16 protein-coding genes are annotated in these 18,970 nt (G+C 48.9%); 12 read left to right on the top strand and 4 right to left on the bottom strand.

Features of this window, described 5'->3' with window-relative positions; all coding sequences use genetic code 11:
• Nucleotides 1-391: 391 nt before the first annotated feature.
• Nucleotides 392-976, bottom strand: coding sequence for a GTP-binding protein (locus tag EL633_RS04275; RefSeq protein ID WP_126626005.1), 585 nt, complete (start codon nucleotides 974-976; stop codon nucleotides 392-394).
• A 395-nt stretch (nucleotides 977-1,371) separates the two neighbouring features.
• On the opposite strand from EL633_RS04275, the gene gatB reads away from it, so the two are divergent.
• Both gatB and EL633_RS04265 read left to right on the top strand, forming a co-directional pair.
• Nucleotides 1,372-2,859: an Asp-tRNA(Asn)/Glu-tRNA(Gln) amidotransferase subunit GatB gene (gene gatB / locus EL633_RS04270; protein ID WP_174845155.1), complete on the top strand. Its 1,488-nt coding sequence runs from the start codon at nucleotides 1,372-1,374 to the stop codon at nucleotides 2,857-2,859.
• Nucleotides 2,860-2,938: 79 nt separating this feature from the next.
• Nucleotides 2,939-4,186, top strand: coding sequence for a Glu/Leu/Phe/Val family dehydrogenase (locus EL633_RS04265; RefSeq protein WP_126626004.1), 1,248 nt, complete (start codon nucleotides 2,939-2,941; stop codon nucleotides 4,184-4,186).
• Nucleotides 4,187-4,407: 221 nt separating this feature from the next.
• On the opposite strand, the gene EL633_RS36470 is transcribed toward EL633_RS04265, so the two are convergent.
• Nucleotides 4,408-4,926: a hypothetical protein gene (locus EL633_RS36470; protein ID WP_161981929.1), complete on the bottom strand. Its 519-nt coding sequence runs from the start codon at nucleotides 4,924-4,926 to the stop codon at nucleotides 4,408-4,410.
• A 654-nt stretch (nucleotides 4,927-5,580) separates the two neighbouring features.
• Here EL633_RS36470 and dxs point away from each other — a divergent pair.
• A complete protein-coding gene (dxs, locus tag EL633_RS04255) occupies nucleotides 5,581-7,563 on the top strand; it encodes a 1-deoxy-D-xylulose-5-phosphate synthase (protein WP_371865553.1) in 1,983 nt (660 codons plus the stop codon).
• Between the two features lie 31 nt (nucleotides 7,564-7,594).
• On the opposite strand, the gene EL633_RS04250 is transcribed toward dxs, so the two are convergent.
• Both EL633_RS04250 and EL633_RS04245 read right to left on the bottom strand, forming a co-directional pair.
• Nucleotides 7,595-8,266 (bottom strand): ABC transporter ATP-binding protein, encoded by a 672-nt coding sequence (locus EL633_RS04250; protein WP_126626001.1) that lies wholly within the window; start codon nucleotides 8,264-8,266, stop codon nucleotides 7,595-7,597.
• A gap of 273 nt (nucleotides 8,267-8,539) precedes the next feature.
• Nucleotides 8,540-9,271: a response regulator gene (locus tag EL633_RS04245; protein WP_126626000.1), complete on the bottom strand. Its 732-nt coding sequence runs from the start codon at nucleotides 9,269-9,271 to the stop codon at nucleotides 8,540-8,542.
• 643 nt (nucleotides 9,272-9,914) lie between these two features.
• Here EL633_RS04245 and rpsB point away from each other — a divergent pair.
• The 9 genes from rpsB to ispG all read left to right on the top strand — a co-directional run bounded on the left by rpsB (nucleotide 9,915) and on the right by ispG (nucleotide 18,967).
• Nucleotides 9,915-10,829, top strand: coding sequence for a 30S ribosomal protein S2 (rpsB, locus tag EL633_RS04240; protein ID WP_126629336.1), 915 nt, complete (start codon nucleotides 9,915-9,917; stop codon nucleotides 10,827-10,829).
• Nucleotides 10,830-11,050: 221 nt separating this feature from the next.
• The gene (gene tsf / locus EL633_RS04235) at nucleotides 11,051-11,647 is read left to right on the top strand and encodes an elongation factor Ts (RefSeq protein ID WP_126625999.1); all 597 of its coding nucleotides are present in this window, start codon (nucleotides 11,051-11,053) and stop codon (nucleotides 11,645-11,647) included.
• 137 nt (nucleotides 11,648-11,784) lie between these two features.
• Nucleotides 11,785-12,519: a UMP kinase gene (gene pyrH, locus EL633_RS04230; protein WP_126625998.1), complete on the top strand. Its 735-nt coding sequence runs from the start codon at nucleotides 11,785-11,787 to the stop codon at nucleotides 12,517-12,519.
• Between the two features lie 82 nt (nucleotides 12,520-12,601).
• A complete protein-coding gene (gene frr / locus EL633_RS04225) occupies nucleotides 12,602-13,159 on the top strand; it encodes a ribosome recycling factor (protein ID WP_126625997.1) in 558 nt (185 codons plus the stop codon).
• Between the two features lie 2 nt (nucleotides 13,160-13,161).
• On the top strand, nucleotides 13,162-13,944 hold the full coding sequence (uppS, locus tag EL633_RS04220; RefSeq protein WP_218027416.1) for a polyprenyl diphosphate synthase: 783 nt from the start codon (nucleotides 13,162-13,164) through the stop codon (nucleotides 13,942-13,944).
• 179 nt (nucleotides 13,945-14,123) lie between these two features.
• Nucleotides 14,124-15,029 carry a phosphatidate cytidylyltransferase gene (locus EL633_RS04215; protein ID WP_126625996.1) on the top strand — a complete coding sequence of 302 codons (906 nt, stop codon included), beginning with the start codon at nucleotides 14,124-14,126 and terminating at the stop codon, nucleotides 15,027-15,029.
• A 172-nt stretch (nucleotides 15,030-15,201) separates the two neighbouring features.
• Entirely contained in the window at nucleotides 15,202-16,377 is a 1,176-nt protein-coding gene (locus EL633_RS04210) for a 1-deoxy-D-xylulose-5-phosphate reductoisomerase (RefSeq protein ID WP_126625995.1), read from the top strand.
• Nucleotides 16,378-16,506: 129 nt separating this feature from the next.
• The gene (locus tag EL633_RS04205; RefSeq protein WP_126625994.1) at nucleotides 16,507-17,709 is read left to right on the top strand and encodes a M50 family metallopeptidase; all 1,203 of its coding nucleotides are present in this window, start codon (nucleotides 16,507-16,509) and stop codon (nucleotides 17,707-17,709) included.
• A gap of 19 nt (nucleotides 17,710-17,728) precedes the next feature.
• Entirely contained in the window at nucleotides 17,729-18,967 is a 1,239-nt protein-coding gene (gene ispG, locus EL633_RS04200; RefSeq protein ID WP_126625993.1) for a flavodoxin-dependent (E)-4-hydroxy-3-methylbut-2-enyl-diphosphate synthase, read from the top strand.
• The last annotated feature ends 3 nt before the right edge of the window (nucleotides 18,968-18,970 follow it).

Raw genomic sequence — 18,970 nt, 5'->3', positions numbered from 1 at the left:
AGCGGACAGCGTAGAGGCCCATAGCAACACTGCCTGCACTCTTTTTGATATTCATTGAACTCCCAAGCTAGTGGGTGCCCCGATTACGTTAAGGGGCTTGCAGACCTTATGACTTTGCCCATTATACACATTAATGCTTTAAGCGTCTAGAAGTTGGCAAGCCATTTTATGGACCCTTCTAGGAGTTTCTACCCCATAGACTCGGCCTTTTTTAGTACTTTAGGTATACCACGATTGTATGGGACCTTGTCAAGTACCTGACATAAACTGCGATAGCAACTTGAAATGTGAGTGGCTTATTTGAATTTCGCAACTATAAATGCGATAAAAAAAGCGCCCCAATTCGATGGGCGCTTTTATGTATGGTGCGAAGATAGATAGGAGAAAAAATTTAGATACGTTCGAGTTTGCGTAGCGTTGAGTTGATGCCTACGCGCAGACTTTCGATGACACCTTTTCCGGTTACCGCAACAGCTTCGTAGCTGGGTACACGATAAGGATTCAAGTATTTTTCCAATACTGAAACTGGCAGTGTATCCTGTAGATCACGTTTATTCCATTGCATAACCAGAGGAAAGCTAGAGGCATCTTTATTCATACGGCGTAACTGTTCCTGTAGTTCATTCCAGCACTCAATATTCTCTTGCAATTTGCTGGCCTGTGAGTCAGCCACGAAAATAACGCAATCGGCTCCTTTAAGAACCGAGATACGAGTTTGTTGATACAGGATCTGACCTGGGACCGTATAAAGTTGAAAGCGAATATTAAATCCGTGGACTTTTCCCAGTTCTAGAGGCAGCAGATCGAAGTATAAGGTACGCTCTGTTTCAGTATCGATTGAGACCATTTCCCCTACATCGTGAGGATTCACTGCCTGGTGTATATAGTGTAGATTTGTCGTCTTGCCGCAAAGACCAATTCCATAATAGACGATTTTACAATTAATCTCGCGTTTCGCCATATTAATTAGAGACATACGTAACGCTCTCCTGCCAGCTCTCTTATGCGCGCGTCTACCTGCACGCCTGTAAGTTATAAACTATGCTACTTCGTTCCTGGGACAGTATACATTATTCCATTGTTACCTGCAACAGCGTTTGCTTTGCGTATTCCTGGCTCAGTTTAGCTGAGGCCTTGATTCTCGCAAAAAAAAGAACCTGTACTGAAGAGCTTTTTGGGGGATATCTCTACTATTATGACTCTGTGCTAAAATAAATGGCGATACCGCTAAATTGTGCGTGCACTGCGCGCGGGGAGGGTAACTGTGCCTTCCCATTGACGGATGAAAAAGAAACGGCTAGACTTACGACAAAACAAGGCTGCTCTGCTGTAGACATAGTTAGACGCTAGAAATAAAGTGAGAATACGCACATGACGACAAATGCATATGCTCCGATCGATACCGATTTTGAGATCGTTATCGGACTTGAGGTGCATTCACAATTGCTGACGAAGAGCAAGATGTTCTGCTCTTGTAGCACCAACTATGCTAATGCTGCCCCCAATACCCATGTGTGTCCTATATGTATGGGTATGCCGGGTGTGCTACCGGTCATTAATCAGGAAGCGGTCAATTATACTATCATGACTGCGCTGGCATTGAATTGCTCTATTCCTGAATACTCAAAGTTCGACCGCAAAAGCTATCATTATCCTGATTTGATGAAGGGGTATCAGATTTCACAGTATGATATTCCTTTGAGTAATGATGGCTATTTGATGATTGATTATCAAGGCCAGCAGCGGCGCATTGGCATTACTCGTGTGCATCTAGAAGAAGATACGGCCCGTTCACTGCATCGTCAAGGCTATACTTTGATCGACATTAATCGTGCAGGCACACCTTTAATGGAAATTGTGAGTGAGCCTGATATGCGTTCACCTGAGGAAGCGCGTCTCTATATGCAGAAGCTGCGTGAGATCCTGATCTACCTCGGTGTCTCTTCAGGTCGTATGGAAGAGGGTAGTTTACGTTGTGATGCTAACGTGTCGGTGCGTCCACGTGGACAGAAGACGCTGGGTGTGAAGACCGAAATTAAGAATATGAACAGTTTCCGTTCAGTTGAGCGCGCGTTGGAATATGAAGCACGCCGCCAGATTGAGGTTATCCGTAATGGGGGCACCATTCGGCAGGAGACCCGTGGTTGGATCGAGAATAAAGGTATTACTATAACGCAGCGTGTAAAAGAGAAGGCCGATGATTATCGTTATTTTCCGGAGCCTGATCTACCACCATTGATTATTAGCCGTGCTTCTGTGGAGGCACTACGGGAACAGTTGTCAGAGCTGCCAGATGCTCGTCGCATACGCTATCAGGAAGAATATGGTATCTCTGAACAAGATGCTAATGTGTTGACCGAAGATAAGCCCTTAGGTGACTACTTTGAGCAAGTGGTGGCGGCCTCCTCTGTCAAGGATCGCAAGGCGCGTGCTAAAGCAGCCAGTAACTGGGTCCTCAGTGAGGTTGTGCGCCTGCTGAACGCCAATGCGATCGCGTTACAGGATATAGCATTGACTCCAGGTGCAGTTGCTAATCTGCTCGACCTGCTCGATAAAGAGCGCATTACTGGTAAGCAGGCGAAAGAGATACTTGATGAAGCCTTTGTAAGTGGTGAGTTGCCCGAAGCTATCGTCGAACGTAAAGGTATTGAGCCTCCTATTAGTGATTCGAGTACACTTGAGCGTATAATTGAAGAGGTGATTGCCAACAACGAAAAAGCTGTAACTGATTATCGTAATGGTAAGACCAATGCTATTAAGAGTCTTATGGGCCAGGTAATGAAGCAAAGTCGTGGTCAGGCAAAACCTGACGTTGTTCAACCGTTACTAAAGAAGAAGTTAGAAGAGACGCAGGGATAACTCCCTGCGTCCCGGGGGGAAGCATACAAGGATGTATGTGCAGGGCAAACATAGTACTGTTTGCGCTAGAGGAGCGACCATGCAAGTCTTTAATCCATACGACATGGCTGTCCAGCAATTTGAGCTAGCGGCCGATAAACTGGAGTTGTCTGAGGATATGCGTGAGATCTTACGCAAGCCCAAGCGTGAACTCACCGTCAATTTTCCGGTCCGCTTTGATAGTGGAAGAATTAAGACCATGACCGGTTATCGCGTCCAGCACAATGTGAATCGCGGTCCTGCCAAAGGCGGCATCCGCTATAGTCCTGATGTGACGTTGGATGAGGTGAAGGCCCTGGCCATGTGGATGACCTGGAAGTGTGCCGTGGTGGGTATTCCCTATGGGGGTGCCAAAGGTGGTGTGATCTGTGATCCCAAGGACATGACCGCCAGCGAATTGGAGCGCATGACACGTCGTTTTACTACTGAAATTTCTATCGTTATTGGTCCTCATAGTGATATTCCCGCCCCCGATGTTAATACCAACTCGCAGGTTATGGCCTGGATGATGGATACCTATTCTATGCATGCTGGCTTCTCCGTGCCAGCGGTTGTGACCGGAAAGCCCCTTTCCATTGGGGGAAGCGAAGGCCGCAACGAAGCTACCGCTACTGGTGTATTGTTTACCACCCGCCGAGCCGCGCAACGCATTGGCATGCCCTTAAAAGGTGCGCGTGTAAGTCTGCAGGGCTTTGGTAATGCTGGTAGTGGTGCTGCGCGTTTATTCCATGCTGAAGGCTGTAAGATCGTGGCTGTAAGCGATAGTGCAGGCGGTCTGTATAACGAATCAGGACTGGATCCTGTAGCTGTGCAGCGCCATAAATTAGTACATGGAACCGTAGCAACCTATCCACAGGGCCAACGTGTCAGTATCCCCGATGTCCTGACTGTCCCCTGTGACATTTTAATTCCGGCGGCCACTGAGGGCATGATTACCCAACACAATGCTGAGCAGGTGCAAGCCCGCATTATTGCCGAGGCGGCCAATGGTCCAACCACCCCTGAGGCTGACGTGATCCTTTTCAAGAAAGGCTCCCTGGTTATTCCTGATATTCTGGCCAATGCCGGTGGAGTGACAGTCAGCTACTTTGAGTGGGTACAAGACCTGCAAAGCCTGTTCTGGGATAACACAGAAATTACCTCTCGTCTGGAAGTGATTATGAATAAGGCCTTTGATGCTGTGGCGGATCAGGCGGACCTGTACAACTGTGATATGCGCCTGGGTGCTAATATGCTAGCCATCTCGCGTGTAGCCGAAGCCACACAGATCCGTGGCATCTATCCATAGCTAACTATATAATGCCATGTACAAGTTCTCCACATACCCACTCTTTTGAGGAGGAACATGGCGAGGCGGTCGCGACCGCCTCGCCATGTTCCTCCTCAAAACAAGCGAGAGCCGTAGGCGCGAGGTGTGAGGGATAAAACTTGTACATGGCGTTATATAGATAAAAATAAGCGACCGTAATTACTACGGTCGCTTATTGATTACTTTAGAGTTGAACGATGCTAGTAAGGGCGGCGCGTGTCACGCTTGCCGGGCTTTTTGGCGACAGGTTTGGTGGCACGTGTAGGTTTAGGCTTTTTGCGGCCGCGACCCCAATTCATGTCATCATCCTCCTCTTCCTCATCCTCCTCTACATCCTCCTCAAACACATCCTCTTCTTCCTCTTCGGGAGCGAGGTCTACATCTGGGACATCTGCATCTTCGACCAATTCATTCTGGTAGCTCAGATCTTCATGGTCATTTGCAGGTAGTTCGTAATCCTCGGTATCTGGCTCAATGAAATCCTGTGGCGTGCGTACTGGTTCAGCGACGGGATGAACAATTTTTTCACCCTGTCCATCGCTGCTATCGCTGAAACGACCGCGACGTTGTGGAGCCGCCTCTGGAATTTCGGCCTCTGCTCCCTCGCCGTCTTCCGGTCTTGGGGCACCAATCACGCGGCGACCTGCGGCAACATCCAGCCAGAACTGGGAATAGTAATGTGGTCGCTCTGAATCTTTTTCGCTATCTTTTCGTGTCATAATATACGCAGTTTTTCGTCCTCTCAAGGACGAAGACCGCTCCTACCTTCCTTTGTATTTTTAAAGACGTACTCAATTGTTTCCAACCTGTGCTAAACTAAAGTGCTTACCAGTAAGAGGCACTATAGTATATATACCTGCAGGTTGTCGATTGTCCGGATAATTTCCCCAGATATGGTACTGCTCTTCCAGGCTCGGAGTAGCAAAAAACTACCATCTGGTAATGTACGAATAGATTGATAGTTTTTGTTTAGAGCTCTATCCGCCGCCCGGTGCGAGATAGCGCTTTCTCTATCATTCTACCCGTATCTGACGAAAAAATGTTTGCCTACCTGTTAGCAGACACTATCAATTGTTGAGATATGTCTGCTTCCAAACTACGAGTGGTACCATATGTGGATCATAATAAGAAGAAAGAGGGAAGCTGTCAAGGGACCTTTTTATAGGCATCAAGTGGCTTGAGAGGCTGTTTTAAGCCTTGTCAAGACCCCAGGTGCATGAATTTTTAGGGCCGAAGCGTTTGCCAGTATCTGCGAACATATCTATAATATTGTGGAAGGTACCTTGTGATACACCCTTTATCTGACTTTTATGCATCTTCATTACAGTGGCGTGAGCCGCTTCTTTGAAATATTTACTGGTCGCTTGTTGCCGATGTACACAGAGGGAAGCCAGTGTCTAGTAATTTGGAGGAAACCATTGACAAGCATTCTTGAGACCATTAATGGCCCAGAGCAATTGCGTGCCCTGTCAGTTCCGCAGATGGAACTTTTGGCGAAGGAGATTCGGCGCGAGATCATCGAGAAAGTGTCGGTGAGAGGTGGCCATCTGGCTCCCAATCTTGGTGTTGTCGAACTGACCATGGCACTTCACTATGTTTTTGATACGCCGAAGGATATGCTCGTCTGGGATATCGGACATCAGGCTTATGTGCATAAGTTGCTGACGGGCCGCCGTGAGCGTTTCCATACCATCCGTCAATTTGGAGGTCTCTCAGGCTATCTGCGACGGGATGAAAGTGATTTTGATGTCTTTGGGGCGAGCCATGCGAGTACATCGATCTCTGCTGCTCTGGGCATGGCGGCGGCCAGAGATATTCAAGGTGAAGACCATAAGGTAGTGGCTATTATTGGTGATGGTTCATTAACAGGTGGTATGGCATTAGAAGCTATTAACAATGCTGGTAGCCTGAAGAAAAATCTGATAATTGTTCTCAATGACAATGATAAATCTATCTCTGATAATGTTGGTGCAATTTCACAATATCTAGGTAATGTGCGTCGTATGCAGACTTCTCCAAGTTACCAGCGCCTGCGCGATATGGCTAAAGGTTCGATCGAGCGGCTCCCTGTACTTGGTGATAAAGCACGCGAGGCTGCTGGCCGTGCTGAAACCAGTTTCAAACAATTTATGATGCATAGCAAGAGTGGAGCTATCTTTGAAGAGCTTGGCTTCAAGTTCTTTGGTCCTTTTGATGGTCACGACATAGAGACAATGTTGGATGTATTCGAGAACGTGAAACGTGTCGATGGTCCAATCATTGTGCAGATGGTGACGAAGAAGGGAAAAGGCTGGGAGATCGCTGAAGGTGACTCCACCAAATGGCATGGACCAGGCGCCTATGATTATACTACTGGTGTGATCAAGAAGAACGCAGGCGATCCTCCTTCGTATACTGAGGTCTTTGCCGATGCTCTGGTAGCGATTGCTGAGAATGATCCCAAGGTGGTGGGTGTCACTGCGGCGATGGAAGAGGGCACAGGACTGAAAAAGTTGCATAAGCGTTTTCCTGAGCGCTACTTTGATGTTGGTATCGCGGAGCAGCATGCAGTCACCTTCTCGGGTGGTATGGCCGTTGGTGGTTTGACACCAGTTGTCGCCATCTATTCTACATTTATGCAGCGAGCTATTGATCAGATCATCCATGATATTGCCGTCCAGGATCTGCATGTGGTGTTTGCGATGGATCGAGCTGGTCTGGTGGGTGAGGATGGTCAGACCCAGCATGGTGTCTTCGATATTGCCTTCTCGCGTATGATTCCAGGCATGAAGGTTATGGCTCCTAAGGATGAGGAAGAGTTACGTCAGATGCTCTACACAGCCATCTATCTGGACGGACCTGTGGCCCTGCGTTATCCTCGTGGTAAAGCCCTGGGTGTGCCAATGAGTGACCAGTTTCACATGTTAGAAGTTGGTAAAGCGGAACTGCTCAGTCCTGATACATTAGAGGCGGCTGAACGTCAGCAGGCGGTATTACTGGCCTATGGTGCGACGGTCTCACAGGCTGAACTGGCGGCCAAAGAACTGGCTGACGAAGGTATCCACGTTGCCGTCGTAAACGCACGTTGGGCTAAACCATTGGACGAAGAGATGATCTTGCGCCTGGCCCGAGGAACCGGTCGGCTGATCACGATTGAGGATCATGTCGTTTCGGGTGGCTTTGGTAGTGCTGTACTGGAATTGCTTGAAGAGCATGGACTCAACGATGTGGATGTGCGTGTGATTGGATTGCCTGATAAGTTTGTAGAACATGGTGCCCTGACCATCCTCAAAGAGCTCTATGGACTTTCTTCGGCGCACATTAAAGAAGTTGTACATAGTCAATTGTCAGCTGAAAATCGTAGTATGGCTAAATAATCTGCCGGGGGCAACTGTCCTCCTGTGTTTGTCAGGAGGGCAGAATTTTGCCATCACGCATCTTAATGATGCGGTGAGCTTGTTGTCCAATACTCTCAGCATGCGTCACCAGCACAAAGGTCTGTTGTTGTTCTTTATTGAGTTGTAACAGCAGTTCCATGATCTCTGCTGCTGTTTCGCTATCAAGATTGCCAGTCGGCTCATCCGCCCAGATCAGGGCAGGATTGTTGACCAGGGCACGTGCGATTGTGACGCGCTGCCGTTGGCCGCCAGATAGTTCAGCCGGCCGATGGCTGGCCCGTGTAGATAATCCGACAGTCTCCAACATCTCTAAGGCTCGTCGTCGGGCTTTGCGGCTGGGCACCTTTGTGACCAGTAGTGGTAGCTCGACGTTTTCTACGGCAGTGAGCACCGGCAACAAATTAAAATCCTGAAAAATAAAGCCCATATTCTGTCCACGATAGGCTGTACGTTCCCGCTCACTTAAATCTCGTAAATTTTGCCCACGGATATAAATATCTCCCTCATCAATTGTATCTAAGCCTGATAGACAATTGAGCAAGGTCGTTTTTCCACAGCCGCTAGGCCCCATTATCGCCACCATTTCTCCTTGCTCGATCGCAAGCGAAAGATCATGTAGTGCCTCGACACGTAGTTGACCACTTCGATAAATCTTCGTAATATGTTGTGCTTTGATAACCATCAATACTCTCGTCTATGTAGTCCGTATCAGGAATAACGTCATTTCTTCTGCCGGTAGTTGTGGTATATGCTCTGTTTCTGACTGAGGCTTTCATTGTTCTCGCACGTATAGTGTTCTGTATGGTAATAGTAGCTTAAAAAGCGCCAGTGAACACTTCTTACTTGAGGTTAACGAAGCCGCCATTGTTTGATGGGCGACTTCGTTAATACAATTGCATGCATGCTATCTTCTAAAGTTTCCTGGTATTATTGTACCATACAAGGTGTGTGAATATTAGACTTCAGCGGTTGTAAGATAGATGGCCTCGGTACGATTACGCGCATGAAGCTTTTCGAAGATATTTTGAACATGTTTATGTACGGTTGACTCAGCGATTGCCAGTTCCAGGGCAATCTCACGATTCTTACGGCCTTTGCGCATTAGGTCCAGGATCTGTTTTTCCCGTTCCGTGAGTGGCCGGGGTAAATGCGCATTGGCATCGGTTAAGACTATTTCACCCGCGCTAGCCGCATGCGCCGTGCGGCGTGGTGTACGATAGGAGACCCCAGCAGACATCACCCCCCCGTAGGGGCTATTCATCTTCCAGGAGGAGCGCAAGTGAGCAAGCAACTGAGTAGTGAAAGCTCCTGGAATACAGAGATCATTACGGGCGGCACAATGAATGGCATGAATTAGCGCATCGGGCTCAATGTCCTTTGTGATATACCCCATCGCCCCTTTTTGAATTGCCTGGAAAAGGAACTGCTCCTGGTGAGACGAAGTAAAAATAATCACGCGTGATTTTGGTGAACAAGCTAGTACGCGTTCGGTCGCTTCAAAACCAGTACAATCCGGCATATCTACATCCATCAGCACAACATCTGGCTGCATCTCTGCGGCCTGCAGTTCCGCCTCTTGTCCGTTACTGGCTTCAGCCACCACCTGCATATCTTCTTCTTTTTCAATCACCTCACGTACAGCACGGCGCATTAATGAGTGATCATCAACAATTAAGACATTTACCATCTGTTATCAATCCCTTTCTACTTCCTCAACCCAGAAAATGGTATAAACGTCATTCTGTCCATTAACCAGTGTCATGTGTAATTTGTTATTCCCACCTTTTGTGTGAAGGCATGGCGAGGTGATCATGATCACCTCGCCATGCCTTCACACAAAAGAGAAGCGAGCGCCGTAGACGCGAGGTGTCAGAGAACAAACATGCTTATAACGTTAGCTAAAAATGTGTACACTCACTTTACACTATACGCCTGATTTCAAGAAGCGGACGGTGTTCACCTATTTTTAGGAGCAGCACTTTGTTTTGTAGCCGTTCAGGAGCAATACTGCGGTTAGAAAGGGGGAGAGATTGTAGGTCTTTTTCAAGTATAGATAAATTTTTGTGCGGAAGTGCGTCGATAATCTTGATTTCTAATAAAGATTGCGTCCTCTCAGGCTCTGTGCTATACTTCACTGTCGGAGTAGGCGAGGACTGATCGCCTGCTGAAAAATAACACATAAGTACACACGCTCTCTGGGAAAGCGCTGACCCTGGGGTCCATAACTTCTCTAGATGTTTGGAACACGAGTATACCTTCGGGGACCCTGACGCCGTAGTGATGAGAGCGGAGGATCAAGGGAGGTCCGTTTTTTGGCTAATATCATTTCCATGAAACAGTTGTTGGAAGCTGGTGTGCACTTTGGTCACCAGACGCGCCGTTGGAATCCAAAAATGCAGCAGTTCATTTTCATGGACCGCAACGGTATTCATATCATTGACCTGCAGCAAACCGTGACCCGCCTGAACGAAGCCTACAAGTTTGTTGAGCAGCTGGTTGCTGATGGAGGCACATTGCTCTTCGTCGGTACCAAGAAGCAGGCACAAGAGGCTGTAGCTGAAGAGGCCAAGCGTTGTGGCATGTTCTATGTAAATCAGCGCTGGCTTGGTGGTATGCTGACCAACTTCAAAACCATTCAATCGCGTATTACTTATCTGCGTGACCTGGAAATGCGCCGTGACCGTGGTGACTTTGAGCGCCTGCCCAAAAAAGAGGTCCAGCACATGCAGGACGAGATCCTGCGCCTGGAGCGCATCCTGGGTGGTATCAAAGATATGCGCCGCTTGCCCAGTGCTATCTTCATTATCGATACACGTAAAGAGCGCACCGCTGTTATGGAAGCTCGCCGCCTGGAGATCCCCATCGTTGCTCTGGCCGATACAAACTCTGATCCAGACGAGATGGATTATCCTATCCCTGCTAATGACGATGCCATTCGTGCTGTTCGCCTGCTTTGCGCGAAGATCGCTGATGCCGCCGTTGAGGGTCGCCGTGAGCTAGAGGCCCAGCAGAAAGACTCTGAGCCAGGTGATGTTGAAGCACCAGCCGAGTTCGTTGCTCCATCTGAGGTTGTTGCACCAGCTGCCGAAGCTACGGCTCCAGAAGCCGCAGCCCCTCAGGCCGAGGCAGAGGCACCTAAGGCGGAGACAACAGCAACCGAGGCCCCTCAGGCCGAGGCACCCAAGGCCGAGGCCGAGGCTGCTCCAGCTGTTGAGCCAGAACTGGTTTCTAAAGAGGCTCATTAGTCAAAACTCAACAGAATGCTTTGGTGGGAGAAAAGGGGCATATGCGTCCCCTGACTCCCGCCTTTTTATGTATATACTTTGTCCTTTTACACACGATCTGAGCGTGTAAGTGGTACATTTTTCATTTGTCAAGCACTCGGAGTCAAAAAAAATGGACAGCAGTTGTTGTACTGTCCATGAGATCTGAGTATCATGGATAAAGATTGAGGAGAAACCAACCTATGGATTTCGCAGCTACCGATGTGAAGAAGTTGCGCGAGGAGACTGGTGCTACATTCGCGGATTGTAAAAATGCTTTGTCTGATGCCAAATCATGGGATGATGCAGTCAAATATCTTGAGGCTCGCCGCGATAAGAAAGCGGATAAGATGGTTACCGCCGGTCGTGAGACCAAAGAAGGCGGCGTCTTCTCCTATGTTCACCATAATAACCGCCTTGGTGTGTTGATTGAACTGAACTGTAACACTGATTTCGTCGCCCGTAGCGAAAGTTTCCGCAACCTGGCCGCTGATCTGGCGCTCCAGATCGTGGGTGTTGCTCCTAAATATGTGAATTATGAAGATGTCCCGGCTGAAGTAATTGAGGCTGCCCGCCAAAAATTTGCTGAGGATCCTTCGATGGCTCGTGTTCCAGAAGCACGCCGTGAAGAGGTGTTCAATGGCAAACTGAAAAAAGAGTTCAGCGAGCAGGTGCTCATGATGCAGCCCTGGGTAAAAGATGATTCTGTGACAATTAGCGACCTCGTGCGTAAGGTAATTGCTGAGACTGGTGAGAATATTATCGTTCGCCGCTTCAGCCGCTTTGCTCTGGGAGAATAAGTAGCGCTTACGAGCCTACCATTTTCAGACATGGCAAGAGCGGATATCCCTTTGGGGATATCCTGTGTAGATTGTATCGCAACACAAGAAAACGAAGAGGCGTCCCTCACGGTCGCGCACAAGGGAGAATGGTTAAGATGTCAGTCGAGCCAAAATATCGGCGAATTCTACTCAAATTGAGTGGTGAGGCGCTAGGATCTCAGGGATCTGGTATTGATGCAGAAACCGTACGGCGTATTGCTGAAGAGGTTAAGCGTGTGCACGACCTGGGAGTAGAGGTCGCGATGGTTATTGGGGGCGGAAATATGTGGCGCGGGGCAGATGCTGCCGCGACAGGTATTGATCGGGGTACAGCGGACTATGTGGGTATGCTCGCCACAGTTATGAACTCATTGGTAATGCAGGATGCAATGGAAAAGCTGGGCATTAGCACACGAGTACAAACTGCAATCGAGATGCCCCCGGTCGCTGAACCTTTTATCCGTCGCCGGGCGGTACGCCACCTGGAAAAGAGGCGTGTCGTTATTCTGGCTGCTGGTAGCGGAAATCCATTTTTTACCACTGATACGGCTGCCGCATTACGTGCGATTGAATTAAATGCACAGGTGCTGCTTAAAGCGACCAAAGTGGATGGAATCTATGATGACGACCCTATGCGTAATCCCAATGCCCGGCGTTTCTCAGAATTGAGTTATATGAAGGCATTGAACATGGGTTTGAAAGTCATGGATAGTACCGCACTTTCGCTCTGTAAGGATAACAACATGCCTATCCTGGTTTTCAGCCTACACCAGAGCGGCGCGCTGGAAGCCATTGTACGCGGTGAAAAGTATGGTACACTTGTCTCTACTGACGTGAAAGAACCTGTGTAGTCGTGCGGCATATTGCACGACCGATTTCGTCACGTCCCGTTTTTAAGGTGCATATTGTACCTAGAGAAAAAGGGAGTATGCAATGACAGCAGATTTACTTGGGGATGCCGAGCGACGTATGCAAAAGGCTATTGAAGCCTTGAAGCAAGATCTCAACGCGATCCGTGCCGGGCGAGCAAGCGCGGCTCTGATTGATCGCATTAATGTTGAGTATTATGGAGCCCCCACACCAATTAATCAGGTAGCCTCAGTCACTGTCCCGGAGGCGCGTCTACTGGTAATCCAACCCTGGGACAAAAAATTGTTGGCTGATATCGAGAAGGCGATTCAAAAGTCAGATCTCGGCATCAACCCTAACAATGATGGGCAGGTTATTCGCCTGGTCATCCCACCGATGAGCGAAGAGCGCCGCCGTGATCTGGTGAAAACTCTACATAAGAAATCGGACGAGCATAAGGTCGCTATCCGCAACATCCGTCGCGATGTCCAGGATAAGATGCGCGACCGAGAAAAGAAAAAAGAAGTTTCTGAAGATGAGCTGAAACGCAGCACTGACCGACTGCAGAAGCTCACCGATCGCTACGTCGACGAGATGGAGAAGATCGGAAAAGCGAAGGAACTGGAGATCCTGGAGGTCTAACTTTGACCAAGATGCAGCAACTCTTTTCATCAATCAAGGGGAAAGAGAAGAATTTAGCGCAGACGTCCCTTGTCGCATCTGAGGAGCAGCCCGTGCGTCACATTGCCATCATTATGGATGGCAATGGGCGCTGGGCGACCAAACGGCACTTGCCTCGTCTGGCTGGACATAAAGCAGGCGTGACTGCGCTTCGGCGTGTTGTCGAGTGTGCCGCCGATGAAAATATTCAAATGCTCAGTGTGTATGCTTTTTCAACCGAGAACTGGGGCCGCCCACAGCCTGAAGTTGAAGGTTTGATGCGTCTCTTTTGGGAGACCATTCGCTCGGATTTAGAAAAACTCCACCGCGATGGGGTACGTTTGCGCCATCTTGGTCGTTTGTATGATCTATCTCCCGATATTCAGAAGGCGGTACGTGAGTCGGTTGAATTGACAAAAGACAATACACGTATCGGTCTGAATGTCTGTTTTAACTATGGCGGACGGGCTGAACTGGTGGATGCGGTCCGGCAAATTATTGCCGATGGGCGCGATCCTGAGACAATCAGTGAAGAAATGATTAGCTCATATTTATATACGCGCGATTTGCCAGATCCCGATATGGTCATTCGTACGGCGGGCGAGATGCGCGTTAGCAATTTCTTGCTCTGGCAATCGGCTTATAGTGAATACTATGCAACCTCAACCCTCTGGCCTGACTTTGGGCATGAAGATTTGTTGGCTGCCCTTGAGAGTTTTAATCAACGCCGTAGACGCTTTGGTCGTCTAGACGTTCCCTCCAAGTAAAAAACAGTGATAGAATACGTAGAGACCACCAGCCATAGCTCTGCGTATTCTTTTTTTGTGTGCTGTTGCGCATTTCTCGTCTGTAAAAGATACTCTATGGGATGGGTAGCGCAGGTGGTGGAACAGCATCTCTTTGTGTATGATAAAATAAGCATAGCTCGACTGAGGAAGTGAATTGTTTGCAAGGCACAAGTAAACAGCATAGTAAAGAGGGTTCCATTGAACCCGAGCAAAAAGGGAACGCATCTGTGGGGCAGCGCTGGCTGACCGCAGGAGTTGCGATGCCTATCGTGCTCCTCTTTGTCTGGTTTGGAGGCTGGTGGGCTTTTGTCGCCTGTCTATTGGTAACAGTATTGGGCACGCTTGAACTTCACACCATGTTATTCAAGGCGGGCTATCGTCCACTTGTCTGGATCAGTTATGGCCTGTCGTTACTTTTTTTGGGCTCGGCCATGTTTCCAGCCCAACGTATACTCATTCTTCAAGTAGGTATCGGGGCTTCGCTGGTGATTTCTTTTTGCTGGCTTTTTATGCGTAAGCAATTAGAAGGAACAATGGTGGATTGGGCCCTGACGCTGGCGGTTCCTGTTTACCTGGGCTGGTCGATGAGCTATTTCTTATTGTTGCGTGGCTATGAGGTCAGCAATCTGCATCTGATGACTGGCTATTGGGTGACGCTTCCCCGTGGTGTCTGGTGGCTTCTGGGGACCCTGCTTGGTGTCTGGGGCTTTGATGGCGCGGCCTTTTTTGCTGGTCGCTACTTTGGACGCCATAAACTGGCCCCCCATATCAGTCCTGCTAAAACGTGGGAAGGTGTGGCTGGTGGTCTGCTTCTTTCAGTGATCGCTTGTTTGCTGCTTACGGTGGTGCCATTAGGGGTTCCCTGGTATCTGGCTATTTTACTGGGCCTCTTAGTAGGTATCTCCGCCACGCTAGGCGATCTCGCCGAATCTTTGATCAAGCGCCAGATGCATGTAAAAGATAGTGGACAGATCATGCCAGGACATGGCGGCATGCTGGATCGTATCGATAGCTTGCTTTTTGCTGTGTTTATCGTGTATGTGTTTTCTCTGTTTTTTCACTAATATATGGTGCAGGATTGCTGAAGTTACTAGCGGGGAATGGCAGAAATGTCCTGTTTTTTCATACCTGCTGATGCATTGATCCGTACATGCTATAATCTGGTTGAGAGTTTAAATGACTTCGTAACCCATATCATGTGTGGGTACGTTACAATATTTTCATAGGTTAAATTTCATGACAACGTTCCCTAAACGTATTGCTTTATTAGGAAGTACAGGCTCAATTGGGCGACAAACCCTGGATGTTGTGCGACGCTTTCCTGAGCATTTTCGTGTTGTCGCTATAGCTGCGCGCAGCAATGTGGATCTGCTGGTCCAGCAAGTTCAGGAGTTTCAACCTGATCTGGTGACCTGTTTCGCGGATACTCCTGAGGTTGAGGCCAAGGCACGTGCCTTGTTGCCACAGGCCTTAATTGGAGAGCAAGGTCTACTGGCTGTTGCTACCCATGGAGATGCAGACATCGTCGTGGCGGCTACCTCAGGTTTGGTTGGGCTGATGCCTACGCTGGCGGCGATTGGTGCCGGTAAGACGATTGCGCTGGCCAATAAAGAGACGCTGGTGATGGCCGGTCACCTGGTTACTCAGGCCGCACAACGCGTTGGGGTACCCATTTATCCCATTGATAGTGAGCATAGCGCTATCTGGCAATGCTTGCGGGGTGAAGAAACAAATTCCATTCATCGCCTGCTATTGACCGCATCGGGTGGTCCCTTCCGCTCAACTCCATTAGAGGAGCTAAAGTCTGTCACGGTCAAGCAAGCTCTGGCCCATCCCACCTGGAGTATGGGGCCAAAAATTACCATTGATAGCGCCACATTGATGAATAAAGCCCTTGAAGTGATTGAGTCCCATTGGCTCTTTGGTGTACCATATGAGAAGATGGAAGTGGTTGTACATCCTGAAAGTATTATCCACTCAATGGTCGAGTTCATTGATGGTTCGGTGAAGATGCAGGCCAGCCTACCAAGTATGCACCTCCCCATTATGAATGCTCTGGCTTATCCTGAGCGCCTGGATGCCGCGCAGACGGACTTTATTCGTGAGTTGCGCTGGGCTGATGTCGCGTCTCTTCATTTTGAGAGCCTGGACCTTGAGCGTTTCCCTTGTTTCCATCTGGCCGTAGAGGCTGGCAAACGTGGTGGTACCTATCCATGTGTTCTGGTGGGAGCTGATGAGGAGGCCGTTGAGTTGTTCCTGGCTGGGAAAATTAGCTATCTGGAAATTGCGCAGTTGATTGAGGCGGCTCTGGAGCGGCATCAATCCATTGAGCAGCCAAATGTAGCTGCTACCCTGGATGCTTGTAGCTGGGCGCGCCGCACGGTTCGCGAATTGTGGAAGAAGCGTGCTTAGACGGCAATGGGCTATCATGAAGCAAATAAAAACAATCGTGAATGCTACCCATGCATAATGAGCAATGTTGCTTAACGATTGGATGGCAAGATACTGTAAATGAGCGTATGCTGAGTAAAGGAAAATGGGATGAGCTGGTATATACTCGCGGTTATTCCGGTTTTGGGATTACTTGTGTTTGTTCACGAGCTTGGGCATTTTATGGCGGCGAAGTGGGCTGGCATTCGGGTTGAAGAGTTCGGTATGGGCTTTCCTCCTAATGTGGTGAGTGTACGTAAGCGTGAGCGGGGAGGTTGGGAGGTGCTATGGTTTGGCCGGGGAAGTTCCGTTGTCGATACCAGCAGTATTCAAGATCCCTTTGGTAATGCCAGTGTTGATCAGAGCGCGCCTAAACCTGAGCGCACACTCTATTCGTTTAATCTCTTGCCACTGGGAGGCTTTGTGCGCATGGCTGGTGAGAGTGGCGATACAGTGGATGATCAGGGGCGCTACGATGAAGGTAGCTTTGCGGCCAAGACGGCCAGCAAACGCATTATCGTACTTTGCGCTGGCGTCTTTATGAATTTTTTACTGGGTATAATCCTTTTTACCGTTGCATATGGTCTGGGCGAGCCTGTGGTGTCGCCGACCGCAATGATTGGCTCGGTCCAACCGAATTCACCGGCGGCCGCGGCTGGATTGCGTGCTGATGATACGGTGCTGACGGTAAATGGGAAGGCGGTCAAAGATTTCTCTGAGATGTATACCGCCGTCACAAATGCGATCAAGGCGGATGGTGGTAAAAATGCCAAGGTGCCGATTCATTTAACGGTACGTCATCCAAAAGCATCGGCTCCGGTCGCTATCACCGTTAATGCGCGTGCCCGTCCAGCCCAGGGTGAGGGTGCCATGGGGGTTGGTAGCAAAACCGTGATTATGCACTATCCGTTATGGGAGGCACCATTTAGAGGTATCCAGCATACATTTGACTTTATTCGTCAATACCTGACTATTATTGGAAAAATGATCATTGGGGCTATTCAACCACAATTTTCTGGACCTGTCGGCATTGCTCAAGTTACACAGACCGTCGCAGAGCAGACCCCTGTTGTCGGTTGGTGGCCCATTTTAAGTCTGACGGCCGCTTTAAGTTTGAATTTAGCAATTTTTAACATTTTACCCTTCCCCGCTTTGGATGGCGGACGCGTCTTTCTTATATTAATTGAGATTTTACGTGGTGGTAAACGCTTGAAACCCGAGCGCGAGGGGCTTATTAATCTTGTTGGCTTTGCATTACTATTAGTTCTCATGGTTGTGGTCACGGTGAGTGATCTCATGCATTGGAACGGCTAAACGGAGTTTACTTTCAATTATGCGAAAAAAAACACGACAAATACATGTAGGTAATGTTGCAATCGGTGGCGATGCACCAATTTCCGTTCAATCTATGACCACCACCTATACACGTGATGTTGAATCTACTGTTGCGCAGATTGAACGTTTGCAGGATGTTGGTTGTGAACTGATACGTGTGGCTGTGCCTGAGATGGAAGACGCAGTTGTTTTAAGTGAGATTAAGAAACGTATCAAGATTCCACTGATTGCGGATGTTCATTATAATCCTGAATTAGCATTAGAGGCGATTCGTCAGGGAATCGATAAAGTACGTATCAATCCTGGTAATCTTTTGCAGGGCCGTAAGTCATTGGAGAAGATTGTGCTGGCGGCCAAAGAGCGCGATATTGCGATGCGTATTGGTGTTAACTCGGGTTCGATCGATGCTTTGGACAAGGCTGCTCAGATGCAACGTGTACAGGTGCGCCTGCGCGATGATGGTACCCTTGAGCGTTCGGATCCAGCTGAGGCTCGCCGTCTTGAGCGTGAGCATCTAGCCGAGCGCATGGTTACGCGTGCTTTAGAATATATTAGCTGGTGTGAGGAACTGGATTACCATAATATCGATGTCTCTCTGAAATCCTCAACAGTCTTGACGGCAGTAGAAGCCTACCGCCGTTTCTCAGAGCGTTCCGACTATCCCCTTCACCTGGGCATTACTGAGGCCGGTACCCTGGTAACTGGCGCGGTCAAGTCATCTGTCGGACTGAGCATGCTGCTGGCTGATGGTATTGGTGACACACTGCGCGTTAGCTTGAGTGCTGAACCTGAGGAAGAGATTCCTGTTGCCTTTGAGATTCTGCGTTCGCTAGAGTTGCGTAACCGTGGTGTCACCTTCGTCTCTTGCCCCTCTTGTGGTCGTGTTGAGATTGATGTGATCAGTGTCGCCAACGAAGTTGAAAAGCGACTCTCAAAAGTCCAGACACCCATCCAGGTGGCGGTTATGGGTTGTGTCGTCAACGGCCCTGGCGAGTCCCGCGATGCTGATGTTGGTCTTGCTGGCGGAAAAGGGAAAGGCGTTATCTTCCGTAAAGGACAGGTAGTCAGGACTGTTCCTGAAAATCAGTTCCTGGATGCTGTTCTGAAAGAGGTTGCTAGCCTGTTGCCTGAGGCCGAAGCCAAAGTGGTATATCCTGAGGGTGGTATTAAAGACACTGCCGGTACGCATCGTACCCGCGATGAAGGTATGAACATCCCCATGTTACCACGTGCATAAACA

Source organism: Dictyobacter alpinus (genome assembly GCF_003967575.1).
In the GTDB taxonomy this organism is placed as follows: Bacteria; Chloroflexota; Ktedonobacteria; order Ktedonobacterales; family Ktedonobacteraceae; genus Dictyobacter; species Dictyobacter alpinus.
Note: the sequence above shows the minus strand (reverse complement) of the source record. Positions and strands in the feature narration are given on the sequence as shown.